Source organism: Brevundimonas sp. GW821-FHT12C05 (assembly GCF_058807475.1).
Window position 1 is genome coordinate 179972 of sequence record NZ_JBXAQS010000004.1, and the last position, 19591, is coordinate 199562.

Annotated in this window: 22 protein-coding genes and 1 riboswitch; of the genes, 13 read left to right on the plus strand and 9 right to left on the minus strand. The window is 68.2% G+C overall.

Features of this window, described 5'->3' with window-relative positions; translation table 11 throughout:
• Window positions 1–270: 270 nt before the first annotated feature.
• Window positions 271–1449, plus strand: a complete 1179-nt coding sequence (locus AC1RRF_RS14510) for a DUF262 domain-containing protein (RefSeq protein ID WP_492835746.1) — start codon at window positions 271–273, stop codon at window positions 1447–1449.
• 3 nt (window positions 1450–1452) lie between these two features.
• Window positions 1453–2097 (plus strand): hypothetical protein, encoded by a 645-nt coding sequence (locus tag AC1RRF_RS14515; protein WP_492835748.1) that lies wholly within the window; start codon window positions 1453–1455, stop codon window positions 2095–2097.
• Here AC1RRF_RS14515 and AC1RRF_RS14520 read toward each other — a convergent pair.
• The 3 genes from AC1RRF_RS14520 to thiC all read right to left on the minus strand — a co-directional run bounded on the left by AC1RRF_RS14520 (window position 2092) and on the right by thiC (window position 4858).
• A complete protein-coding gene (locus AC1RRF_RS14520) occupies window positions 2092–2226 on the minus strand; it encodes a hypothetical protein (protein WP_492835750.1) in 135 nt (44 codons plus the stop codon). The two genes, AC1RRF_RS14515 and AC1RRF_RS14520, sit on opposite strands and share 6 nt — an antisense overlap.
• A gap of 149 nt (window positions 2227–2375) precedes the next feature.
• The gene (locus tag AC1RRF_RS14525) at window positions 2376–2750 is read right to left on the minus strand and encodes a DUF6547 family protein (protein ID WP_492835752.1); all 375 of its coding nucleotides are present in this window, start codon (window positions 2748–2750) and stop codon (window positions 2376–2378) included.
• A 197-nt stretch (window positions 2751–2947) separates the two neighbouring features.
• Complete coding sequence (gene thiC / locus AC1RRF_RS14530) at window positions 2948–4858, minus strand: phosphomethylpyrimidine synthase ThiC (RefSeq protein WP_492835754.1); 1911 nt, start codon at window positions 4856–4858, stop codon at window positions 2948–2950.
• Between the two features lie 66 nt (window positions 4859–4924).
• A riboswitch (TPP riboswitch) is annotated at window positions 4925–5033 on the minus strand.
• A 149-nt stretch (window positions 5034–5182) separates the two neighbouring features.
• Here thiC and AC1RRF_RS14535 point away from each other — a divergent pair.
• Window positions 5183–5422: a hypothetical protein gene (locus AC1RRF_RS14535; RefSeq protein ID WP_492835756.1), complete on the plus strand. Its 240-nt coding sequence runs from the start codon at window positions 5183–5185 to the stop codon at window positions 5420–5422.
• Between the two features lie 73 nt (window positions 5423–5495).
• Here AC1RRF_RS14535 and AC1RRF_RS14540 read toward each other — a convergent pair whose 3' ends face one another.
• A complete protein-coding gene (locus AC1RRF_RS14540; protein ID WP_492835758.1) occupies window positions 5496–6107 on the minus strand; it encodes a TetR/AcrR family transcriptional regulator in 612 nt (203 codons plus the stop codon).
• 267 nt (window positions 6108–6374) lie between these two features.
• Between AC1RRF_RS14540 and AC1RRF_RS14545 the strand changes: the two genes are divergently transcribed.
• Genes AC1RRF_RS14545 through AC1RRF_RS14565 form a run of 5 tightly spaced genes read left to right on the plus strand, consistent with a single transcriptional unit; the run spans window position 6375 to window position 9883 of the window.
• Window positions 6375–7037, plus strand: coding sequence for a hypothetical protein (locus AC1RRF_RS14545; protein ID WP_492835760.1), 663 nt, complete (start codon window positions 6375–6377; stop codon window positions 7035–7037).
• A gap of 2 nt (window positions 7038–7039) precedes the next feature.
• Window positions 7040–8038, plus strand: coding sequence for a D-cysteate sulfo-lyase (cuyA, locus tag AC1RRF_RS14550; RefSeq protein ID WP_492835762.1), 999 nt, complete (start codon window positions 7040–7042; stop codon window positions 8036–8038).
• Entirely contained in the window at window positions 8035–8694 is a 660-nt protein-coding gene (cuyB, locus tag AC1RRF_RS14555; RefSeq protein WP_492835764.1) for a cysteate racemase, read from the plus strand. Before cuyA ends, cuyB begins: the two co-directional genes overlap by 4 nt.
• Entirely contained in the window at window positions 8691–9311 is a 621-nt protein-coding gene (locus tag AC1RRF_RS14560) for a hypothetical protein (protein ID WP_492835766.1), read from the plus strand. The genes cuyB and AC1RRF_RS14560 overlap by 4 nt, the downstream gene beginning before the upstream one ends.
• 56 nt (window positions 9312–9367) lie before the next feature.
• Window positions 9368–9883, plus strand: a complete 516-nt coding sequence (locus AC1RRF_RS14565; RefSeq protein ID WP_492835768.1) for a Rid family hydrolase — start codon at window positions 9368–9370, stop codon at window positions 9881–9883.
• A 7-nt stretch (window positions 9884–9890) separates the two neighbouring features.
• Here the strand turns inward: AC1RRF_RS14565 and AC1RRF_RS14570 are convergent, their stop codons facing one another.
• On the minus strand, window positions 9891–10271 hold the full coding sequence (locus AC1RRF_RS14570; protein ID WP_492835770.1) for a PH domain-containing protein: 381 nt from the start codon (window positions 10269–10271) through the stop codon (window positions 9891–9893).
• A 91-nt stretch (window positions 10272–10362) separates the two neighbouring features.
• On the opposite strand from AC1RRF_RS14570, the gene AC1RRF_RS14575 reads away from it, so the two are divergent.
• From AC1RRF_RS14575 to AC1RRF_RS14585, 3 genes are all read left to right on the plus strand, one after another.
• Window positions 10363–11397, plus strand: a complete 1035-nt coding sequence (locus AC1RRF_RS14575; RefSeq protein ID WP_492835772.1) for a nucleoside hydrolase — start codon at window positions 10363–10365, stop codon at window positions 11395–11397.
• Entirely contained in the window at window positions 11394–12233 is an 840-nt protein-coding gene (locus AC1RRF_RS14580; protein ID WP_492835774.1) for a ribokinase, read from the plus strand. Before AC1RRF_RS14575 ends, AC1RRF_RS14580 begins: the two co-directional genes overlap by 4 nt.
• A 165-nt stretch (window positions 12234–12398) precedes the next feature.
• Complete coding sequence (locus AC1RRF_RS14585; protein ID WP_492835776.1) at window positions 12399–15239, plus strand: M16 family metallopeptidase; 2841 nt, start codon at window positions 12399–12401, stop codon at window positions 15237–15239.
• A gap of 99 nt (window positions 15240–15338) precedes the next feature.
• Here the strand turns inward: AC1RRF_RS14585 and AC1RRF_RS14590 are convergent, their stop codons facing one another.
• The 3 genes from AC1RRF_RS14590 to AC1RRF_RS14600 form a co-directional block, all read right to left on the minus strand.
• Window positions 15339–16010 carry a bifunctional 4-hydroxy-2-oxoglutarate aldolase/2-dehydro-3-deoxy-phosphogluconate aldolase gene (locus tag AC1RRF_RS14590; RefSeq protein ID WP_492835778.1) on the minus strand — a complete coding sequence of 224 codons (672 nt, stop codon included), beginning with the start codon at window positions 16008–16010 and terminating at the stop codon, window positions 15339–15341.
• Window positions 16011–16145: 135 nt separating this feature from the next.
• Window positions 16146–16649 carry a hypothetical protein gene (locus AC1RRF_RS14595; RefSeq protein WP_492835780.1) on the minus strand — a complete coding sequence of 168 codons (504 nt, stop codon included), beginning with the start codon at window positions 16647–16649 and terminating at the stop codon, window positions 16146–16148.
• Window positions 16646–17470, minus strand: a complete 825-nt coding sequence (locus AC1RRF_RS14600) for an alpha/beta hydrolase (protein ID WP_492835782.1) — start codon at window positions 17468–17470, stop codon at window positions 16646–16648. Before AC1RRF_RS14600 ends, AC1RRF_RS14595 begins: the two co-directional genes overlap by 4 nt.
• Window positions 17471–17515: 45 nt before the next feature.
• On the opposite strand from AC1RRF_RS14600, the gene AC1RRF_RS14605 reads away from it, so the two are divergent.
• Window positions 17516–17773: an Lrp/AsnC ligand binding domain-containing protein gene (locus AC1RRF_RS14605; protein WP_492835784.1), complete on the plus strand. Its 258-nt coding sequence runs from the start codon at window positions 17516–17518 to the stop codon at window positions 17771–17773.
• Here AC1RRF_RS14605 and AC1RRF_RS14610 read toward each other — a convergent pair.
• On the minus strand, window positions 17739–18263 hold the full coding sequence (locus AC1RRF_RS14610; RefSeq protein WP_492835786.1) for a GNAT family acetyltransferase: 525 nt from the start codon (window positions 18261–18263) through the stop codon (window positions 17739–17741). The genes AC1RRF_RS14605 and AC1RRF_RS14610 overlap by 35 nt on opposite strands.
• A 141-nt stretch (window positions 18264–18404) precedes the next feature.
• On the opposite strand from AC1RRF_RS14610, the gene AC1RRF_RS14615 reads away from it, so the two are divergent.
• Window positions 18405–19589: an acyl-CoA dehydrogenase family protein gene (locus tag AC1RRF_RS14615; protein WP_492835788.1), complete on the plus strand. Its 1185-nt coding sequence runs from the start codon at window positions 18405–18407 to the stop codon at window positions 19587–19589.
• The last annotated feature ends 2 nt before the right edge of the window (window positions 19590–19591 follow it).

Here is a 19591-nt window from a genome sequence, read left to right on the forward strand (position 1 = left end):
GATAATCCTCGCGCGCCTGCGCCCAGACGTCGTCCGGGGCGGTGCGGCGTCCTTCGCCGGAGCCGGTGAAGAAGGGGCGTCGTCCATGTGGGGGCTCCCGTGGGGTGGATACCGGGGCGGAGTATGGAACGGCGGTACGTCAGATTTGGACGGGGGCGGGGGAAGCGAAGTTCACTCGAAACGGGTGTGTATCGCCAATCTCCTGAGATATGCTTCACCATAATGTCCCCGTCCGATTCTCGTCTCCTGGGAGCAGAATTGAGGAGCTCTATGGCCGAAGCACCTGAGATGTCAGCTGAAGACGACTGGAACTCCGAGCTCGCTGGTGAGGTCGCTGCTGAAGATGTCAGTTCCCTAGTCGTCTACTCCCGCGATTGGACAATCGAGACGATCATCAGCCAAATTTTAAAGGGCAACATTGACCTCAACCCATCGTTTCAGCGTCGGAACGCTTGGAATGATGCGAAGCGCAGCAAACTGATCGAGTCACTTATCGTCGGCGTCCCCGTGCCGGAAATCGTTCTGGCGGAAGATAAGAACAAGCCAAAATCGTTCATTGTGATAGATGGCAAGCAACGATTGTTGGCCATTGCGGGATTCGCGGAGCCAGAAAAGTATCCTATCTGGACTAAAGCCTCTCTTCGCGGCCTGACGACGCGAGAAGACTTGAACGCAAGATCATACTCCGATCTGACAATAGGAGAAGTTGAGAGTCCCGAGCTTCGACAATTCCTTAATTCGGATATGCGCTGCACCGTAATTTCAAACTACAAGACTGATCAGGTCTTGTACGACATATTTTACAGATTAAATACGGGGTCGGTGCCGCTCAGTTCTCAAGAATTGCGGCAAGTATTGAACAAAGGTCCATTTGCTGACTATCTCATACAAACAACAAATGTGATTTTGCCCGTTCACAAGGTTCTTAATCTCAAAGGCCCGGATACCCGAATTAGGGACGCGGAGATTTTACTTCGGTATATAGCATTTTCTCTGTTTGGATCGGAATATACAGGCAATCTCACGCCTTTCCTCGACGCCAAGATGGGCCAGATCAATTCCGAATGGGCGGTTAGGCAGGGTGAGGTTGAGCGACTGACAGCAGAATTCAATAGCGCAACCTCGCTGCTGCTCGAGGTGATGCCGGATCGTAAGGTGGGAAGAAAGTTCTTGCCAACTGGCTGGGAAAGTCAGTTCAATCGAGCTTTATTCGAGGTCGAGGCGTATTATTTTTCGCGTATACCTCCGGAACTGGCTGTTAAAAATAAAGAAGAGTTGGTCTCTGCTTTCCAAATGTTTTGTCTGGAGAGGCCAGAATTTATTGACAGCATAGAAACATCGACAAAAAACATTCAAAAATACTATACTCGTTATTCTCTTTTCCAGAAGATGCTCAACGAGACTCTGGGAACGTCGATCAACAGCGTCCCTGTCCCGGCGAGAGATTAATAAATGCCTCTCAACGCTCTATACGGGGAGCTTGAGGCAGAGCTTTCTCGGCTCGAAAGCAAATTCATCGCGCCGTACATACCCGCCGATCCCAGCCATGAGCCGGAGCGGTTCGAACACGACGTTAAGGCCTATTCACTCCTAGCGCATGCTGCGTTCGAGGAGTTTGCAGAGGCCGTCTCTGAGATGGTGGTTGCAGCCTTGGTCGATGGAATTCTGGTGAAAAAGGTCACCCTCGCTACGGTAAGCTTGCTGGCTTGTTACGGAGCAGAAATAGAGATCGAGGGCGACGAGACCAAAGATCAGGAAACTGTGTTCAATTCTATCCGCGTTGCTTTAGGTGCCGCTAAAGTATCTCACTCCAAGGTAATCAAAGACAATCACGGATTTTCCTTGAAATATTTGAGGCGTATACTCACTCCCGCGGGCATAAACGTCTACGACGGACCGGAAGTGGACGCGATCAGACGGCTAGCTGACGCACGGGGTTCTTTCGCCCATACCGTGGCACGCCAAGCGAAATACGGCGAGTATCGTCAAGTGCAGGCACATAAAGTGTTTGCACCAGAAGATGCAAAAGACACCGTCGATGATTGCCTGAAGCTCTGTGTGAAGGTTCGCGATCAGGCGATCACCATACTTTCATAGCCGCGCTAAACCTTCACCTTCACCTTCACCTTCACCTTCACCGGCCTCGGCTTGAGCGGCATCCAGCAGCGATCCATCCGCATCGTTCTGCGCCATCGCGTCCCAGCGGATGTCTTGGCTGATCTTCATCGAGCAGGATTTCGGGCCGCGCTGGCTGCGGAAGCGGGCAGTCTTGAGGGCCTCCGTGGGCAGGGCGGTGTCGGGGTGTTCGCGGGCCGTCCCACGGTCGAGGCCGAGGTTGAGCGGGTCCTCCCCGCGGAACTCAAACCAGGCCCGCCCTACGGCCAGGGATCCCCCGCCACCCGAGCGATGAAGTCGTAGTGGAAGGAGTCCTCCGCCGCGTCGGCGAAGGAGACGCCGGCGGCGCCGAGGTCCAGCCGGTCCGCCGCGACGGCCCAGTCCAGATGGGCGAGGACGGCGTGGACGGCGGCCTGGCGTTCCGCCTCCAGCATGCGGGCGATGATCTCGCGGCTGTCCCGGTCCAGCGAGAGGAGCAGGGCCTTGCGGGCCTGTTCCTCGGCGGACAGGGGCAGGTCGCGGGTGTTGGTGCGCTCGGCGTGGCCGTTGGCGCGGATCTGGTCCGCCTCGACGTTGAGACGCGAGACCTCGACCAGGCCGTCGATGAAGGCGCGATAGGGGGTGCGGTCGGTCATGGGAGGATCGTGCACCGGGATGGCGACGGCGTCAGCCCCCTTCGCTACGACGCTGCGCCGGTTCCCCCTCCACCATCCTTCGGATGGTCCCCCTCCCCCAGAAGGGGGAGGAGATGGACAGTGGCGCGTCGCCCCCTCCACCACCCGGGCTTCGCCCGGGCGGTCCCCCTCCCCCATGAGGGGGAGGAGATGCGAATCTAGACCTTCACTTCGATGGCGCCGCCGCCGGCGCGGAACTTGGCGCTCATCTCCGCCATCCCGGCCTCGGCGTCCACCAGCGAAGCCCCCGCATCGTTCTGCGCCATCGCATCCCGGCGGATGTCCTGGCTGATCTTCATCGAGCAGAATTTCGGGCCGCACATGCTGCAGAAGTGGGCGGTCTTGTGCGCCTCCTTGGGCAGGGTGGCGTCGTGGTATTTGCGGGCCGTCTCGGGGTCGAGGCCGAGGTTGAACTGGTCCTCCCAGCGGAACTCGAACCGGGCGCGGGACAGGGCGTCGTCGTGCAGGCGGGCGGCCGGGTGGCCCTTGGCCAGGTCGGCGGCGTGGGCGGCGATCTTGTAGGTGATGACGCCGTCCTTGACGTCCTGACGGTCGGGCAGGCCCAGGTGCTCCTTGGGCGTGACGTAGCAGAGCATGGCCGTGCCGAACCAGCCGATCATGGCCGCGCCGATGGCGCTGGTGATGTGGTCGTAGCCGGGGGCGATGTCGGTGGTCAGGGGCCCGAGGGTGTAGAAGGGCGCCTCGTGGCAGTGCTTGAGCTGCTCATCCATGTTGGCCTTGATCTTGTGCATCGGCACGTGGCCGGGGCCCTCGATCATGACCTGGCAGCCCTTGGCCCAGGCGATCCTGGTCAGTTCGCCGAGGGTGCGCAGCTCGGCGAACTGGGCCTCGTCATTGGCGTCGGCGATGGAGCCGGGACGCAGGCCGTCGCCGAGGCTGAACGACACGTCGTAGGCCCGCATGATGTCGCAGATGTCCTCGAAGTGTTCGTAGAGGAAGCTCTCCTTGTGGTGGGCCAGGCACCACTTGGCCATGATCGAGCCGCCGCGCGAGACGATGCCGGTGACGCGCTTGGCGGTCATCGGCACGAACGGCAGGCGCACGCCGGCGTGGATGGTGAAGTAGTCGACGCCCTGTTCGGCCTGTTCGATCAGGGTGTCGCGGAACACCTCCCAGGTCAGGTCCTCGGCGACGCCGTTCACCTTCTCCAGCGCCTGGTAGATGGGGACGGTGCCGATGGGGACGGACGAGTTGCGGATGATCCAGTCGCGGATGTTGTGGATGTTGCGGCCCGTCGACAGGTCCATGACGTTGTCGGCGCCCCAGCGGGTGGCCCAGACCAGTTTGTCGACCTCGTCATCGACGCTGGAGAGGACGGCCGAGTTGCCGATGTTGGCGTTGATCTTCACCAGGAAGTTGCGGCCGATGATCATCGGCTCGACCTCGGGGTGGTTGATGTTGTGCGGGATGATGGCGCGGCCGCGGGCGATCTCCTGACGCACGAACTCGGGCGTGACGAAGTCGGGGATGCTGGCGCCGAAGTCCTCGCCGTCGCGGATGCAGGGGGCGTTCTGCTCGCGGCGCAGGTTCTCGCGGATGGCGACGTATTCCATCTCGGGCGTGATGATGCCGGCCTGGGCGTATTCGTACTGGGTGACGGGGCGGCCCTCGACGCCCTTGAAGACCTGGTGGTTGGAGACGTCGAAGCGGGGGGCCAGGTGCTTGCCGCTGGCGTGGCCGTTGTCCTCGGGCTTGACCTCGCGCGGGTGTTCGACGCGGGCGATGTCGCCGCGATCCAGCTGCCAGCTGGACTTCACCAGGGGCAGGCCCTTCTTGATGTCGATCGTGACCGTCGGGTCGGTGTAGGGGCCCGAGGAGTCGTAGATGGTCACCGGCGGCTCATTGGCCGACGGGTGGACGGCGACCTCGCGGAAGGGGACGCGGATCTCCGGGTAGAGTTCGCCGGCCACATAGACCTTGCGCGAGCCTTCGCGCTCGCCGGTGGGGATGGATCCCGTCTCCTTCATCACCGCCTCGCGGGCGTCCTTCAGAGCCAGTTCGATGTTGGGCTCTTCCGGGAGGGCGGGGGGCGTGACGGAGATGTTCATGGCGGCCTCAAACGGTGTGAGGTCCGCCGACGTCGGGCGAGAGGGTCCTGTGGCGTGAAGCCCTTGGGACCTGAGCGTTTCCCATCCCTTCGCCGGCATGACCCGGATCAGGTTCGACGGGTCAGGGGATCACCCCTATCTCAGCGCCTTGGGCGGCGCCCCCCGGAGAACGGCCGGAAACTGCGCCTGGCGGCCGGGAGGGTCAAGGGGCGCGGCCGCATCACGAATGCGTTCCGCAACCCAAAAGGGAATGGAAAACCTCTCTGGATTGTGCGTCTGCTGGCGCGTCGGGCGCCCTGGCGCCCCTTGTCAGCGGAGGAAGAGATGCGTGGAATTCGACTGAGACTGATCGCCGGCCTGGCCGCCGGAGCGGCCGTGCTGGCCACGGCGGGCGGAGCGACGAGCACCGTGCGGGACCCGTCCGACGCGATCTGCATCATGGACCAGGCCAGCTACTGCAGCTTCTACGAGGGGCATACGGTGGGCTCGCCGGGCTATCGCAGCTGTGCGCGGCGGTGGGAGCAGGCGCAGAACGGAGAGCAGTGCAACCCGATCCTGCCCTGACGGTCGCGGCCGTCCCGAAACGGCCCGAACGGAGGCCGCCGGCTCTCGCGAGGCCGGCGGCCTTCTCGCAGCGCTATTCGGGGAAGGCGATCAGCAGACGGTCGAGGGCGGCCTCGATGCGGGCCCAGCCGGCGTCGTCCAGGGCCACGCCGCCGACGCCGGGACGGGCGTCCGCCGACAGGGCCAGATGCTGGACGGCGGCCAGCAGCACGGCGTTGAGGGCGACGGGATCGCCCTCGGGCGGGACGCGCAGGCGCGGCCGGCGCTCGCGCATCCAGGCCTGCAGCACGATGGAGCGGTCGGCCTCGATGCGGTCCAGCAAGGGCGAGGCCTCGACCAGGGCCCAGGCCATGAGGCGCAGGGTCAGGGGACTGGCGCGCAGGGCCGCGACCCAGGCCGACAGGCTGAGCCGGGCGAAGGCGCGCAGGGATTCGGATTCGGCGGCGGGCGTTGCGTCCAGGCTGTGGACGAGGGCGCCGTGGGCGCGGGCGGCGATGCGCGTGACCACGCCGTCGACGCCGTCGAAATAGCGGTAGACCAGCTTGCGGTCGCAGCGCGCCTCGGCGGCCAGGGTCTGGACGTTCAGGCCGGGGAAGCCGTCGCGCAGCAGGATGCGCTCGCCCGCCTCGACGATGGCGGCTTCGGTGGCGCTTCGGTCGCGCAGTCTGATCGGCGATTCGCCCATGGGGGCAGTCTCGGGCCGGTCGGCTGAGTCGGACAAGGGCTGGATGTGGGGGAGGGGCAGATAAGGTGCGGCCCCGGCCTGCGTCGGGGGGCGTGGCAGAGACCGGGGCCGCTAAAGGACTCTGTCGAGCGCGCATCGCCGCAAGGTCCGACCAGTAAACTGCGTTCGGCTAGTTCGGTTCCGTACATTTCGTGCAAGAGTCGCCGGTGATCGGCGAACGCGGATTGGACGTTGGGTTCGTCGCGCATCTTCGATAAGGCGAGGGCCATGGCCGACCTTCCCAAGCCCGATCAGGACCCGCCGATGATCCCCGACGAGCATGAGCATTCGCATGCCCACAAGACCGGCATTCCCTGGCTGGACCTGATCATCGCGGGCTCGGCGATCCTGATCTCGGTGGTGTCGCTGATGGTCTCGATCCACCACGGCAAGGTGATGGAGAGCCTGGTCGACGCCAACACCAAGATGGTCGAGGCCTCGACGCTGCCAATCCTGGATTTCGGCGTGTCGAACGCGGACGAGGCGGGGAACCGGGTGATCACCTTCACCCTGGTCAACCAGGGGGTCGGGCCGGCGATCGTGGAGTGGACCGAGCTGCGCTGGCGCGGCAAGCCGATCACCGACCTGCCCGCCTTCATGACCGAGTGCTGCGGCCCGCCGAACGGCTGGTTCACGCAAAACGCCAGCGGGACGACCCTGCCGGCGGGGCGTGAGATCAAGATGCTGACCGTGCCGCTGACCGACCTGAACCAGACGATGTGGGCCAAGCTGGACGAGGAAGGTCGCTACATCGAGGCGCGGGCCTGCTACTGCTCGGTGCTGGACGAGTGCTGGGTCACGGACTTCAAGACCACCCGCCCGACGCGGGTCACGACCTGCGCCGCCGCCAAGGCCGGCGATCTCAGCCTGCCCGAAAAGAAAGGCCACTGACCATGCATCTCGCCCGGTTTCCCCGCGTCCGCCTCGCTCACCTGCCGACCCCGCTGGAGCCGCTGCCTCGGCTGTCGGAGGAGTTGGGCGTCGAGCTGTGGATCAAGCGCGACGACTGCACCGGCCTGGCCGGCGGCGGCAACAAGACCCGCAAGCTGGAGTTCCTGCTGGGCGAGGCCTTTGAACAGGAGGCCGACACCCTGGTGACCCAGGGGGCGGTGCAGTCCAACCACGTGCGCCAGACGGCGGCGGCGGCGGCGGCGCACGGGCTGAAGTGTGAAGTCATCCTGGAGGAGCGCACCGGGTCCAAGGCGACCGACTATGTCGACAACGGCAACGTCCTGCTGGACCGGCTGTTCGGGGCGGTGATCCGTCGCGTGCCGGGCGGGACGGACATGGCGGCCGAGCTGGAGACGACGGCGGCCGAGGTGAAGGCGCGGGGCGGGCGGCCCTATGTCATTCCGGGCGGCGGCTCCAATCCCGTGGGCGCGCTGGGCTATGTCGACTGCGCCCGCGAGATCGTGGTCGGGGCCGACGACCTGGACCTGAGGATCGACCGGATCATCACCGCGACGGGCAGCGCCGGCACCCATGCGGGCCTGGTGGCCGGGCTGGCGGTGATGGGGGCTGACATTCCGGTGCTGGGCATCGGGGTGCGGGCGCCCAAGGCCAAGCAGGAAGAGAATGTGCTGAAGCTGGCGCGCGAGACGGCGGCGCTGCTGGGACGGCCGGACGCGGTGACGGCGGAGATGGTCGTGGCCGACTGCGACTATGTCGGCGAGGGCTACGGCCTCGTCGACGGGGCCGTGATCGAGGCGCTGAAACTGGCGGCGCGGACCGACGGCATCGTGCTGGACCCGGTCTACAGCGGCAAGGCGATGAAGGGGCTGATCGCCCTGGCCAAGGCGGGCCGGTTCGAGGGCGAGACGGTGGTCTTCCTGCACACCGGCGGGGCGCAAGGCCTGTTCGGCTACAAGAGCGAGATCGGGGCCTCGTTGTGAAGACCCTCGGGGTCCTCGGCGGCATGGGGCCCGCCGCGACCGTGGCCTTCCTTGCGCGGGTGCAGGCGCTGACGCCCGCCGAGGGCGATCAGGACCACATCCGCATCATCGCCGACATCAATCCGCAGGTGCCGGACCGCAACCGCGCGCCCGACGCCGCGGCGGCGGTGCTGGCGGGGATGGCGCTGCGGCTGCGCGACGCCGGGGCGCGGGTGCTGGCCATGCCGTGCAACACCGCCCATGCCCAGGCGGCGGGGATCCGCAAGGCGGGCCTGCCCTTCATCGACATGATCGTCGAGACGACGGCGGCGGCGACGGCGGGCGGGGCCAAGAAGATCGGCGTGCTGGCCACCCCGGGCGGCGAGGCGCTGTACACCCGGTCGCTGCAGGCGACGGGGGTCAAGATCGTGCGGCTGGGCGGCGCCGACCGCGAGGCCTTCATGGGCTGCGTCTATGCGGTGAAGCGCGGCGACACGGGCGAGGGGCCGCGCGCGGAGATGAGGCGGCTGGCCGCGGCGCTGGTCGCGGCGGGCGCCGAGGTGGTCATCGCCGGCTGCACCGAGGTGCCGCTGCTGCTGGGGGCCGACGAGGTCGCGGTCCCGCTGATCGATTCCGCCGAGGTGCTGGCGGCGGCCTGCGTGAAGGCCTGCTTGTGAGCGAAGGCGAGACGCGCGCGGCCCGCAAGCGGGCGGCGGCGGTGCAGGCCCTGCTGAAGCCGGGGGAGACGGTAGTCTGGACCGGCCTTCCGCAGGGACGGCTGTTCCTGTCGCGACGGCAGGGGGCGGCGGTCGCCTTCAACCTTGTCTGGTGGATGATCCTCCTGTCGGCGGCCTGGTCGATGCGGGCGTTCGCCGACAGCCCGCTGCTGATCGTCATCGGCCTGTTCGTGGCGATCGGGGCGCTGCAGGACAGCTGGCGGACCGGACGGTGGCTGTTCAGCCGGATCGGCGAGCACTATGCGCTGACCGACCGGCGCGTGCTGGTGCTGGACCGCAAGGGCGGGCTGAAGGCCGATGTCGGCCTGCTGTCGGCGCATCCGTTCCGCGCCGCGCCCGCCACCGGCGCGCAGGGGACGATCCTGCTGGGCGAGGACGCGCCGCTGGTCGACCTGACCCGCGGGCGGGTGTTGCGGATCAATCCGGAGGAGGACGCGCCCCGGCTGTCGGACCTGGTGGGGCATCTGGCGGTGCTGGAGCTGATCCGGACGACAGCGGCGGCGTGGGAGGTCCGATGGGCGGGGACCGGCGACGAGGCGACGACCGAGACGCCGTGACCGGCTTGAGGCCGGGCGGTTTCGGCGGCATCGTCCGGGTTTCACGGGAGCCGTCCATGCGCATCGTCTTCGCTATCCTGGCCCTTGGCCTGTGCGTCCCGGCGGCGTCGGCGCAGGACTATCCGCGCCGCATTCCCAGTTCAGGCGGCGAGGTGATCATTCCGTCGGCGCCGCATCAGCGCGGCTATGACGAGATCGGCTACGCCCCGGCGCGGCGGGCGGGCGACGTGCTGTACGTCTCGGGCGCCATCGTCGGGCGGGCGCCGGACGAGGGGACGGACGTGGCCGCGTTCGAGATTCAGGTGCGGCGCACCCTGCGCCAGCTGGACGCGACGGTGCGGGCGGCGGGGGGCACGCTGGATGATGTGGCGATGATCCGCAGCTTCCACGTCTGGGACGGGCCGAACTTCACCGGCACGCGGATGCAGCAGATCGAGGTGATCGCGAAGGTCTGGCGCGAGTTCGCGACCGGGCCGCACCCGGCCTGGACGGCGGTGGGAACGACGGGGCTGCTGGCCCCGAACGGGATCGTGGAGATCGAGCTGACGGTGCACTCGCCGGCGCAGCCGTGAAGGCCGTTCAGGCGTCCGCCGACGGGCGCCACCAGGTCTCGATCAGGCCGTCGAAGCGTTGCCCTTCCGAGGAGATCATGTCGCGGTGCATGACCACCGGGAGTTCGCCGGTCGTAGGGATGAACCGCACCTCGCGGAACTGATGACGCAGATGGATCGCGGCGACCTGGGTCCAGGGCAGGCTGCGGGTCCGGGCGCCGCGACTGTAGGTCAGACCCGTCGGGTCGACCCTGAGGCGAGGCGCCCCCGGAAGGCGGAGCCGGAAAGCGATCCAGGTCGCGCCCGCGGCCAGAAGAAGGGCGGCGCCCGCCAGGACGGCGCCCCGGAGCGAGGGATGAAGGCCGAACTGGACGGCGACGGCGACGAACAGCAGGCCGAAGAGCGCCAAGCGAAGGATTTCGCGCGGCGGCGGCGGGGCCGGCCTGAACTCCATTGTCTTACCCACGGTCGCGCCCCCCCCGGGCTGATACGGGCGAAGAATGCGGGGGGTGCGATCGGCGCGCAAGGCGGAGGTCCGTGACGCCGCCCTTGCCCCGGACCGCGACCCGCTGCACACCCGTCCTGTGAACAGACAATCGCTGATTATCGACTGCGACCCCGGCGTGGATGACGCCGTGGCGCTGATGCTGGCCTTCGGGGCCGACGAATTCGAGCTGCTGGCCGTGACCACGGTGGGCGGCAATGTGCCGGTCGAGAAGACGGCGCGGAACGCGCGGATGCTGCGCCAGATCGCCAACCTTCAGAATTCTGGCCGGGAAGACGTGCCGGTGTTCATGGGCGCGGAGAAGCCGCTGCGCCGGACCCTGGGCACGGCGGCGGAATTCCATGGGCCGGAAGGGACCGGCGACCTTGAGCCGTTCGAGCCGGACGCGCCGGTCGCGGATGGCCATGCGGCCGACGCCATCCTCGACCTGGTGAACGCCCGGCCGGCGCAATCCGTGGCGCTGGCGGTGCTGGGGCCGCTGACCAATCTGGCGCTGGCGCTGCGCAAGGATCCGGCGCTGGCCGGGCGGCTGGGGCCGGTCGCGGTGATGGGCGGGGCGCGCTCCGAGGGCGGCAACATCACCGCCTCGGCCGAGTTCAACATCTGGGCCGACCCGGAAGCGGCGGCCGAGGTGCTGGAGAGTGGCTGCGACGTCGTGATGTTCGGACTGGACGCGACCCATCAGGTGCGGGCGACGGACGAGCGGATCGCGATGATCGAGGCGTTGGGCACGCCGATGGGCGACACGGCGGCGGCGATGATGCGCTTCTCGCAGGCGGTGGAGCGCCGGATCGTCGGCTGGGACGCCCCGCCGGTGCACGACCCCTGCCCGGTGGCCTGGCTGCTGAAGCCGGAGCTGTTCGCGCTGAAGCCGTGCCTCATTCGGGTGGAGACGGAGAGCGACCTCACCCGTGGCCACACGGCGGTGGAGTTCCGCGAGGGCGTGGCGGGCGAACCGCTGCGGCACCGCTGGGCGGTGAGCGCGGACGCGGACGGGGTGTTCGGGCTGATCGCGGAGAAATGCGCATGAGGATCACCGTCGTCGGATCGATCAATCTGGATTTCGTCGCCTCGGCGCCGAAGCTGCCGCGCGCGGGCGAGACCGTGACGGGCGCCGAGCTGGCGCGGCATCCGGGGGGCAAGGGCGCCAATCAGGCGCTGGCGGCGCAGCGGCTGGGGGCGGAGGTGTTCCTGGTCGGCCGGGTCGGGCGCGACGGCATGGCCGAGGAGGCGCTGGCCCTGCTGCTGGCCGATGACGTCGACGCCGGCGGGGTGGTCGCGGACGCCGAGGCGCCGACCGGCGTGGCCCTGATCGCCGTGGCGCCGGACGGCGAGAACCAGATCGTGGTGGCCGCGGGCGCCAACCACAGGGCCTTCCCCGAACAGCTGCCGCAGCGGATCGAGACCCCGCTGATCCTTCAACTCGAATTGCCGATCGAGACGGTCGAGGCGGCCGTGGGGCGGGCGACCGACTTCGTCTGCGTGAACCTGGCCCCGGCCCAGCCGGTGTCGGACCAGCTGCTGCGCCGGGCCGACCTGATCGTGGTCAACGAGACCGAGGCGGCCTTCTACGGCGACCTGCTGCACCACGGCGGCGGGCGGGTGGTGGTGACGCTGGGGGCCGCCGGCGCGGTGATGTACCAGCGCGGGGCCGAGATCGCGCGGGCCGCCCCGCCGCGGGTGCGGGCCGTCGACGCCACCGGCGCGGGCGACTGTTTCGTCGGCGCGATCTGCGTGGCCCTGCTGGAGGGGATGGAGCCCGAGGCGGCGCTGCGCTTCGCCTGCGCGGCGGGCGCCATCGCCGCGACCCGGCCCGGCGCCCAGCCCTCGCTGCCGACGCGGGACGAGGTCGAGGACCGGCTCTAGCCCCCCATCGGGGGATGGAGCGACGGATTTGCGCCCGCCTGTGCGTGAAAGGGTCGCCGGTCAGGATCCGGCGGCCGACCTTCATTACGAACTTGAAATCCGACCCGGGCGTCGTCGCTGTTAGGGTCGCGACGTTCAGATCACTGTCCTTGGGGGGACCTCATGATGACCCGCACCGCCGCCCTGCTGGGCGCCTCGCTGCTCGCGCTGACCGCCCCGGCCTTCCCGGCCCTCGCGCAGGACGCGGCGACCATCACCGTGCCGCCGCTGCAGTACACGCATCGCCAGCTGGCCAACGGGCTGAACGTCTATTCCATGCCCGACGCGACCGCCGGAACGGTGACCGTGCAGGTCTGGTACAACGTGGGCGGCAAGGACGATCCGGAGGGCCGCTCGGGCTTCGCCCACCTGTTCGAACACATCCTGAGCCGCAAGACGGTCAACCTGCCCTACGGCCAGATCTCGACCCTGGTCGAGAACGCGGGAGGCAGCCGCAACGCCTCCACCGGCCAGGACATGACCAACTACTACGAGACGGTGCCGCCGCAGTACCTGGAGACCATGCTGTGGACCCATGCCGAGCGGATGGCCCGGCCGGTGGTCGATCAGGCCGTGTTCGACGCCGAGCGCTCGATCGTGAAGGAAGAGCTGCGCCAGCGGGTCTATGCGCCGCCGTACGGCCGGCTGGACCGCTTCGTCATCGGCGACAACCAGTTCGACCAATCCATCTATCGCCGCAGCGTGATCGGCTCGATCGAGCAGCTGGACAGCGCCACCATCGAGGACGCGCGCGCCTTCCACGAGGCCTATTACCGCCCGGCCACGGCGACCCTGATCGTGTCGGGCAATTTCGACCAGGCGCAGCTGGACCGCTGGGTCGACCAGTATTTCGCCGATATCGAGAACCCCGCCCGCCCGGTGCCGGTGTTCGAACGCCCCGTGTCGTCGCCGCGCACCCAGCCGCGCCTGGTCGAGTCCTATGCGCCGAACGTGCCCCTGCCGGCCATCGCCGCCATCTTCCCCGGCGTGAAGGCGTCCGATCCGGATTCGGCGGCGCTGGACGTGCTGTCCGGCATCATGTCGCGCGGCGACAGCTCGCGCCTGCACCAGGCGCTGGTCTACGGCAGCCAGCTGGCCACCAACGCCAGCTTCGGCGCCAACCAGATGGAGGAGGCGGGCACGATCACCGTCCAGGCGACCGTGGCCCAGGGCAAGGCGATCACCGACGTCGAGGCGGCGCTGAACGCCCAGTTGGCGCGCGTGCGCGACGAGCCGGTGACCGCCGCCGAACTGGCCGAGGCCAAGATGGAGATCGTGGCGTCGGCCCTGCGCCAGCGCGAGACCTCCTCGGGCCGGGCCTTCATCCTGGGCCGGGCCCTGGTCGACGAGGGCGATCCCACGGCGCCCGACGCCAACCTGGCCGCCGTGCAGGCGGTGACCGCCGCTGACGTGCAGCGCGTGGCGCGCAAATACCTGGACGAACAGGCGCGGGTCTCGATCCGGTATCAGGACGAGAGCCAGCGTCCGGCCGGCGTCAGCGAGGACAGCTATCGCAACCCGGTCCCGGTTCCGGTCTTCCTGACCGTGCCGCCGGCCATCCTGCCGCCGAACGAACTGCTGCCCGAGGGCCAGCGGATGGCGCCGCCGGCCGCCGGCGCGCCGCGTCCGATGGCGACGCCGCATGTGGTCGAGCGGACCCTGTCCAACGGCCTGCGCGTGATCGTGGCCAAGTCCACGGACCTGCCCATCGTCAACGCCCAGCTGGTCATCGGCGGCGGCGCGGCGGCGGATCCGGCGGACCGCCCGGGTCTGGCGTCGATGACCGCCGGCCTGGCCACCGAGGGCGCGGGCGGACGCTCGGCCCCCGAGATCGCGCGCACCCTGGAGGCGCTGGGCGCCAATATCGGCGGCGGCGCGGGACAGGACGCGACGGCGGTCTTCATGTCGGCGCCCGTGGCCGCGGCCGATCGGGTCGGTGCGGTGCTGGCGGACGTGATCCAGCGCCCGGACTATGCCCCCGAAGAGGTGGCGAGGAACCGCACCCGGGCGGTCAACGCCCTGCGGGTCAACCTGCGTCAACCGGGGCCGCTGGCCAATCTGGTGCTGAACCGCCTGGCCTTCGGCGCCTCGCCCTACGGCGCCCCGACCTCGGGCACGCCCGACTCGATCGGCGCCGTGACCCGTGAGGAGATCGTCGCCTTCCACGACCGCTGGTGGCGGCCGGACAACGCCGCCCTGATCATCACCGGCGGCATGGAGCCGGAAGCGGCCTTCGCCTTCGCCGAGCGGACCCTGGGCGGCTGGAGCCGGCCCACCGGCGCCGTGCCGGCGACGGGCCCGCGCGCGGGCGCCGTTCCGGGACCGCGCGTGGTCGTGATCGACCTGCCGGGCGCCGGCCAGGCGGCGGTGACGGCGGCGGTGCGCAGCCCGCGCCGGGCCGACGGCAGCTTCTATCCCCTGTCGGTGGTCAACAGCATCATGGGCGGCGGTCAGAACGGCCACCTGTTCCAGGAAGTGCGGGCCAAGCGCGGCCTGAGCTACGGCGCCTATTCCGCGCTGGGCGCGCGGCTGGACGGCGGCATGCTGAGCGCCTCGACCCAGACCAAGAACGAGAGCGCCGCCGAGGTGGTCGGCCTGGTGCTGGCCGAGTTCGACCGGCTCAAGACCGAGGCCGTGACCGCACAGGCGGTGACCGACCGCGAGGCCTTCCTGACCGGCGGCTTCTCGCGCAACATCGAGACGACCGGCGGTCTGGGCGGGGTGCTGGCCGAGGCCGTCACCTACGGCCTGCCGCTGACCGAGATCGGGACCTATGCGGGCAAGATCAACGCCACGACGCCGGAGACGGTGCGCGCGGCGGCGCAGACCATCGGCTCGGACCAGGCCTATGTGGTGGTGGTCGGCCAGGCCTCGATGTTCATCGACGCCCTGCGCGCGGCGCACCCCGACGTGGTGGTGATCCCGGCGGCGCAGCTGGAGCTGGACAGCCCGACGCTGGGGCTGTGAGCAGGGGGTAGGGGTTAGGCCCTAGGGGTTAGGAGGACGGTTGGGGTTGATCGACCCTAGCCCCTAGCCCCTAGCCCCCTAGCCCCTAGCCCCTAGCCCCTACTTGCCCCGGAACGCGGCAATGGCGTCCACCGTCTTGCGCACCTGCGCCTCGATGCCGGCCCAGTCGCCCGACTTGACGGCGGCGTCGGTGATGAGCTTGGAGCCCATGCCGGCGGCGACGATGCCGCTGCCGAACCATTTGGCGATCGAGGCCTCGTCGGGGTCGACGCCGCCAGTGGGCATGATCTTGGTCCAGGGCATGGGGCCGAGCACCGCCTTGACGAAGTCGACGCCGCCGACGGACGCGCCAGGGAACAGCTTAACGATCTCGCAGCCCAGCTCGTGCGCCTGGCCGATCTCGGTGACCGAGCCGCAGCCGGGGAAGTAGGCGGTCATGCGGCGGTTGCAGACCTTGGCCACATCGGGGACCAGGCAGGGGCTGACGATGAAGCGCGCGCCCCGGTTCAGATAGAGGCTGGCCGTGCCCGCATCGACGACCGAGCCGATGCCCAGGATGATGTCCGGATCGGTCTTCTGCAGCTCGCGCGCGATGTCGCCGAACAGGTCGACGGCGAAGTCGCCCCGATTGGTGAACTCGATGGCCTTGGCTCCGCCGCGCGAACAGGCGCGGATGACGTTCAGGCAGACCTCGGGGTCCGGATTGTAGAAGACGGGGGCCACGCCCTGCGCTTCAAGGGCGGTGAGGACGGCGAGGCGGTCGTGGCGCATGGGTTACCCTCTTAATCCGCTCATCGGATGACCGGCGTCACCGGTGTCGTTGTTCTGCTTATCCCAGCCTGACAGCGAAACAAAAGAACCGGGTCTCGGCTTTCGCCGGGATGAGCGGAACTTATTGTTTCGGGGTCAGGGCGTCGGCGCTGGATAGCCCGGCGGGGCGTACATCCCCCGCGCGAGATCGCGAGCGGTCGGCATGCCCGGCGGCGGATCCTGGAAGTCCTCGTGCCGGATCAGCTGGTCGACGCGCCACCCGGTCTCGCCCCTGTTCGCATAGACGATGTAGAGGCGCCCCAGCTCGGGCTGGACGCCGCAACTGAGAGGCAGGACGGGCGAGCGCATGACGACGGCGCCCGTCGGCGGCGCGGTGTCGTACAGGGCGAAGAGCGGGGTGAGGGTGAAGTCGGCCTCCAGGGAACCGGTCATCCGCGCTTCACTGACCTGAGCCAGAAACACAGCGTCGGCCTCTGTGCGAAGCCGTTCCTGAAGGAGACGTTTTCCGCGCACGGCCAACTGGGCGTCAGTCTCGCCCGGCAAGGTGGGGTGCGGCACGACGGAAGGGCAGGCGGTGGCCGCCGTCCCCAAACTCAAGGCGCCGAGGGCGACAACGAGACCCGAGATGGTCCGCGTCATGCCGTCCCCTTCGCCAACGCCACGATCCGTTGCACCAGCGTGCTTTCCGCGTCGAACAGCGGGTCCAGCACGGTGAAGTGGTTCAGGCCGGGCAGGGCCTCGTAGCGGGTCTGGACGCCGTTGTTTCCCCAGTGGTCGGCCATCATGCGGGACTGGCGCAGGAACTCCGGGCTTTCGTCGGCGCCGACGAGGCAGTCGAGGACGGTGCCGCCCGGCGTCGAGCCGTCGGGGATGGGCCAGAAGATCGGCGACAGGGCGGCGGCCTGGTTGGCGTCGAGGTCCAGCGCCGTGTTGAGCGAGGTCGCGAGCAGGGGGCGCAGGTCGAACAGGCCGCTGATGGCGACGGCGGCGGAGGCGCGGGCCTCACTGAGCATGGAGGCGGCCATGTGCCCCCCGGCGGAATGGCCGATGACGACCGGGCGTTCGCCGCCGTTGCGGGTCCGGATCAGGTCCACGGCGGTGCGCACCTGTCCGAGGATCGCGCCGAGCCGGACGGCGGGGGCGAGGCCGTAGGAGGGGATGGCGAGGCTGACGCCGTGCTGAAGGAAGGTCGGCGCGATCCCGCTGACCTTGTCCTTGTCCAGCGCCTGCCAGTAGCCGCCGTGCAGGAAGACCGCGACGGGGGCGTCGGGCCCGGCGGAGAAGAGGTCCATGACCTCGCGGTCACCCGGGCCATAGGTGATCGTCTCCGGCGGATGGGCGGCGCGAGCGGCCTCGGCGGCGGCCGTCCAGCGGGCGAGGACGGCCGGGTGGCCGGGCACGCGGGCGCGGTTGTTGTACTCGGCCTCGTAGTCGATCTCGCCAACCGCCTTATCAGCCACGTCGCCATCCGCTATGCACCTCCCAAGCTCGGAAGGACCGCCGCCATGATGACCGCCATCTTCGTCTTCATCAAATGCGAGCTGGGCCACGCCAACGATGTGGCCGCCGACATCGTCGACAATGTCGAATACGTCTCGGAGGTCTATTCGACCTCGGGCCAGTACGACCTGCTGGCCAAGTTCCAGCTGCCGAAGGATCTGGACATCGGCACCTTCGTGACGAAGTCGGTGCAGACGCGGCCGAACATCCGCGACAGCTTCACGGTGATCACCTTCTCGCCTTTCCTGCCTTCGCGGGGGTAGGCGCGCGGGTCCCCTCGCGGACCTCCTCGGCGTCATCGTCGTCGCCGACCTTTTCCTCGACCGTGGCCGAGAGGCGCTGGAACACGCCGAGCCCGACCAGAACCAGAACGGCCGCGACGATCAGGGCGGTCGGGTAGAGCATCTGGGTGATGTCCTCCCGCGCGGTCTTGAAGACCATGACCAGCCCTTCGAGGAACAGGGCGATGATGATGGTCGAGAGGAATTTGGTCAGGCTGCGCCGGGCCTCGGACGCGCTGCGCCGTTCAGAGCCGCGCCGGACCTCATCCTCGAACAGGTATTTGGCCACGTCGAAGACGGCGATGGCGACGATGACATAGCCCAGGGTGTCGAGGATGGCGTCGGCCGAGCTGTCGCCGGACGAGGTGAAGGCCCCCGCCGCTTCCCTGAGGCCGAGCACGACGAGGCCGATGGCGAGCAGCATCAGCAGCAGGCTGGCCGCCGCGAAGACGGCGCGGGTGATGTAGGTCATGCAGGCTCCTTCTTCGGCGTAACGCGATCACAGCTTCGAGCGTTGCCGCGACGTCACCCGTGGTCAAACGCAACGGAGTGCTGCTAGCGTTGTCGAAAGAGGAAACGCGGCCCCCGCCTGCGGGGGATGACGGGGATTCAAATGACCGATCTCGAGACCTTCCGCGCGGAGACCCGCGCGTGGCTGGAAGAGAACTGCCCGCCCGAAGTGCGCGGGCCGCTGGACAATGAGGAAGACCGGGTCTGGGGCGGGCGCAACCCGACCTTCAAGACGCCGGCCCACAAGCTCTGGATGGAGCGGATGGGCGCGCGCGGCTGGACCGCGCCGGAATGGCCCAAGGAATACGGCGGCGGGGGGCTGAGCCGCGAGGAGGCCAAGGTGCTGGGCTCCGAGCTGCGCCGCATCGGCGCGCAGATGGCGCTGTCCAGCTTCGGCATCTGGATGCTCGGGCCGGCGCTGCTGCAGTTCGGCACCGAGGAGCAGAAGAAGCGCTTCCTGCCCGAGATCGTGCGCGGCGAGATCCGCTGGTGCCAGGGCTATTCCGAGCCGGGCGCCGGGTCGGACCTGGCCAATGTGCAGACGAAAGCAGAGGACAAGGGCGACCACTGGATCGTCAACGGCCAGAAGATCTGGACGTCGTATGCGGACAAGGCCGACTGGATCTTCTGCCTGGTGCGGACCGATCCGACGGCTCCCAAGCATCTGGGAATCTCGTTCGTGCTGTTCGACATGGCGACCAAGGGCGTGACCACCAAGCCGATCACCCTGATCAGCGGCAAGAGCCCGTTCTGCGAGACCTTCTTCGACGACGTACGGGTCGAGAAGGAGAACCTGGTCGGGACGCTGAACCGCGGCTGGGACGTGGCCAAGGCGCTGCTGGCCCATGAGCGGACGATGATCGGCGCCATCGGCGAGGCGGGCGGCGGACGGCCGCTGGGCCAGGTGGCGACGGACTCCATCGGCAGCGATGACGAGGGCCGGCTGGACGACCTGATGCTGCGCGCGCGGGTGGCCGAGCTGGAGATCGACGCCGCCGCCTTCCGCCTGGCGATGGAGCGGGCAGGCGACCAGATGAAGGCGCGTCAGGCCCATCCGGCTATCGCCTCGATGCTGAAATACTATGGCTCGGAGCTGAACAAGCGCCGCCACGAACTGCTGATGGCGGCGGGCGGCGCCGAGGCGCTGGAGTGGGAAGGCGAGCGGTCGCGCAACGGCACGGTCGCCCGCGACTGGCTGCGCACCAAGGCCAATTCGATCGAAGGCGGCACCAGCGAGGTGCAGCTGAACATCATCGCCAAACACCTGCTGCAACTGCCGGGAGCCTGAGC

Bases quoted from the DNA above. Each gene is read 5' to 3' on its own strand.
- AC1RRF_RS14510 (WP_492835746.1), top strand. From the start codon at position 271: ATGGCCGAAGCACCTGAGATGTCAGCTGAAGACGACTGGAACTCCGAG.
- AC1RRF_RS14515 (WP_492835748.1), top strand. From the start codon at position 1,453: ATGCCTCTCAACGCTCTATACGGGGAGCTTGAGGCAGAGCTTTCTCGG.
- AC1RRF_RS14520 (WP_492835750.1), bottom strand. From the start codon at position 2,226: ATGAAGATCAGCCAAGACATCCGCTGGGACGCGATGGCGCAGAACGAT.
- AC1RRF_RS14525 (WP_492835752.1), bottom strand. From the start codon at position 2,750: ATGACCGACCGCACCCCCTATCGCGCCTTCATCGACGGCCTGGTCGAG.
- thiC (WP_492835754.1), bottom strand. From the start codon at position 4,858: ATGAACATCTCCGTCACGCCCCCCGCCCTCCCGGAAGAGCCCAACATC.
- AC1RRF_RS14535 (WP_492835756.1), top strand. From the start codon at position 5,183: ATGCGTGGAATTCGACTGAGACTGATCGCCGGCCTGGCCGCCGGAGCG.
- AC1RRF_RS14540 (WP_492835758.1), bottom strand. From the start codon at position 6,107: ATGGGCGAATCGCCGATCAGACTGCGCGACCGAAGCGCCACCGAAGCC.
- AC1RRF_RS14545 (WP_492835760.1), top strand. From the start codon at position 6,375: ATGGCCGACCTTCCCAAGCCCGATCAGGACCCGCCGATGATCCCCGAC.
- cuyA (WP_492835762.1), top strand. From the start codon at position 7,040: ATGCATCTCGCCCGGTTTCCCCGCGTCCGCCTCGCTCACCTGCCGACC.
- AC1RRF_RS14565 (WP_492835768.1), top strand. From the start codon at position 9,368: ATGCGCATCGTCTTCGCTATCCTGGCCCTTGGCCTGTGCGTCCCGGCG.
- AC1RRF_RS14575 (WP_492835772.1), top strand. From the start codon at position 10,363: ATGCGGGGGGTGCGATCGGCGCGCAAGGCGGAGGTCCGTGACGCCGCC.
- AC1RRF_RS14580 (WP_492835774.1), top strand. From the start codon at position 11,394: ATGAGGATCACCGTCGTCGGATCGATCAATCTGGATTTCGTCGCCTCG.
- AC1RRF_RS14585 (WP_492835776.1), top strand. From the start codon at position 12,399: ATGACCCGCACCGCCGCCCTGCTGGGCGCCTCGCTGCTCGCGCTGACC.
- AC1RRF_RS14590 (WP_492835778.1), bottom strand. From the start codon at position 16,010: ATGCGCCACGACCGCCTCGCCGTCCTCACCGCCCTTGAAGCGCAGGGC.
- AC1RRF_RS14595 (WP_492835780.1), bottom strand. From the start codon at position 16,649: ATGACGCGGACCATCTCGGGTCTCGTTGTCGCCCTCGGCGCCTTGAGT.
- AC1RRF_RS14605 (WP_492835784.1), top strand. From the start codon at position 17,516: ATGATGACCGCCATCTTCGTCTTCATCAAATGCGAGCTGGGCCACGCC.
- AC1RRF_RS14610 (WP_492835786.1), bottom strand. From the start codon at position 18,263: ATGACCTACATCACCCGCGCCGTCTTCGCGGCGGCCAGCCTGCTGCTG.
- AC1RRF_RS14615 (WP_492835788.1), top strand. From the start codon at position 18,405: ATGACCGATCTCGAGACCTTCCGCGCGGAGACCCGCGCGTGGCTGGAA.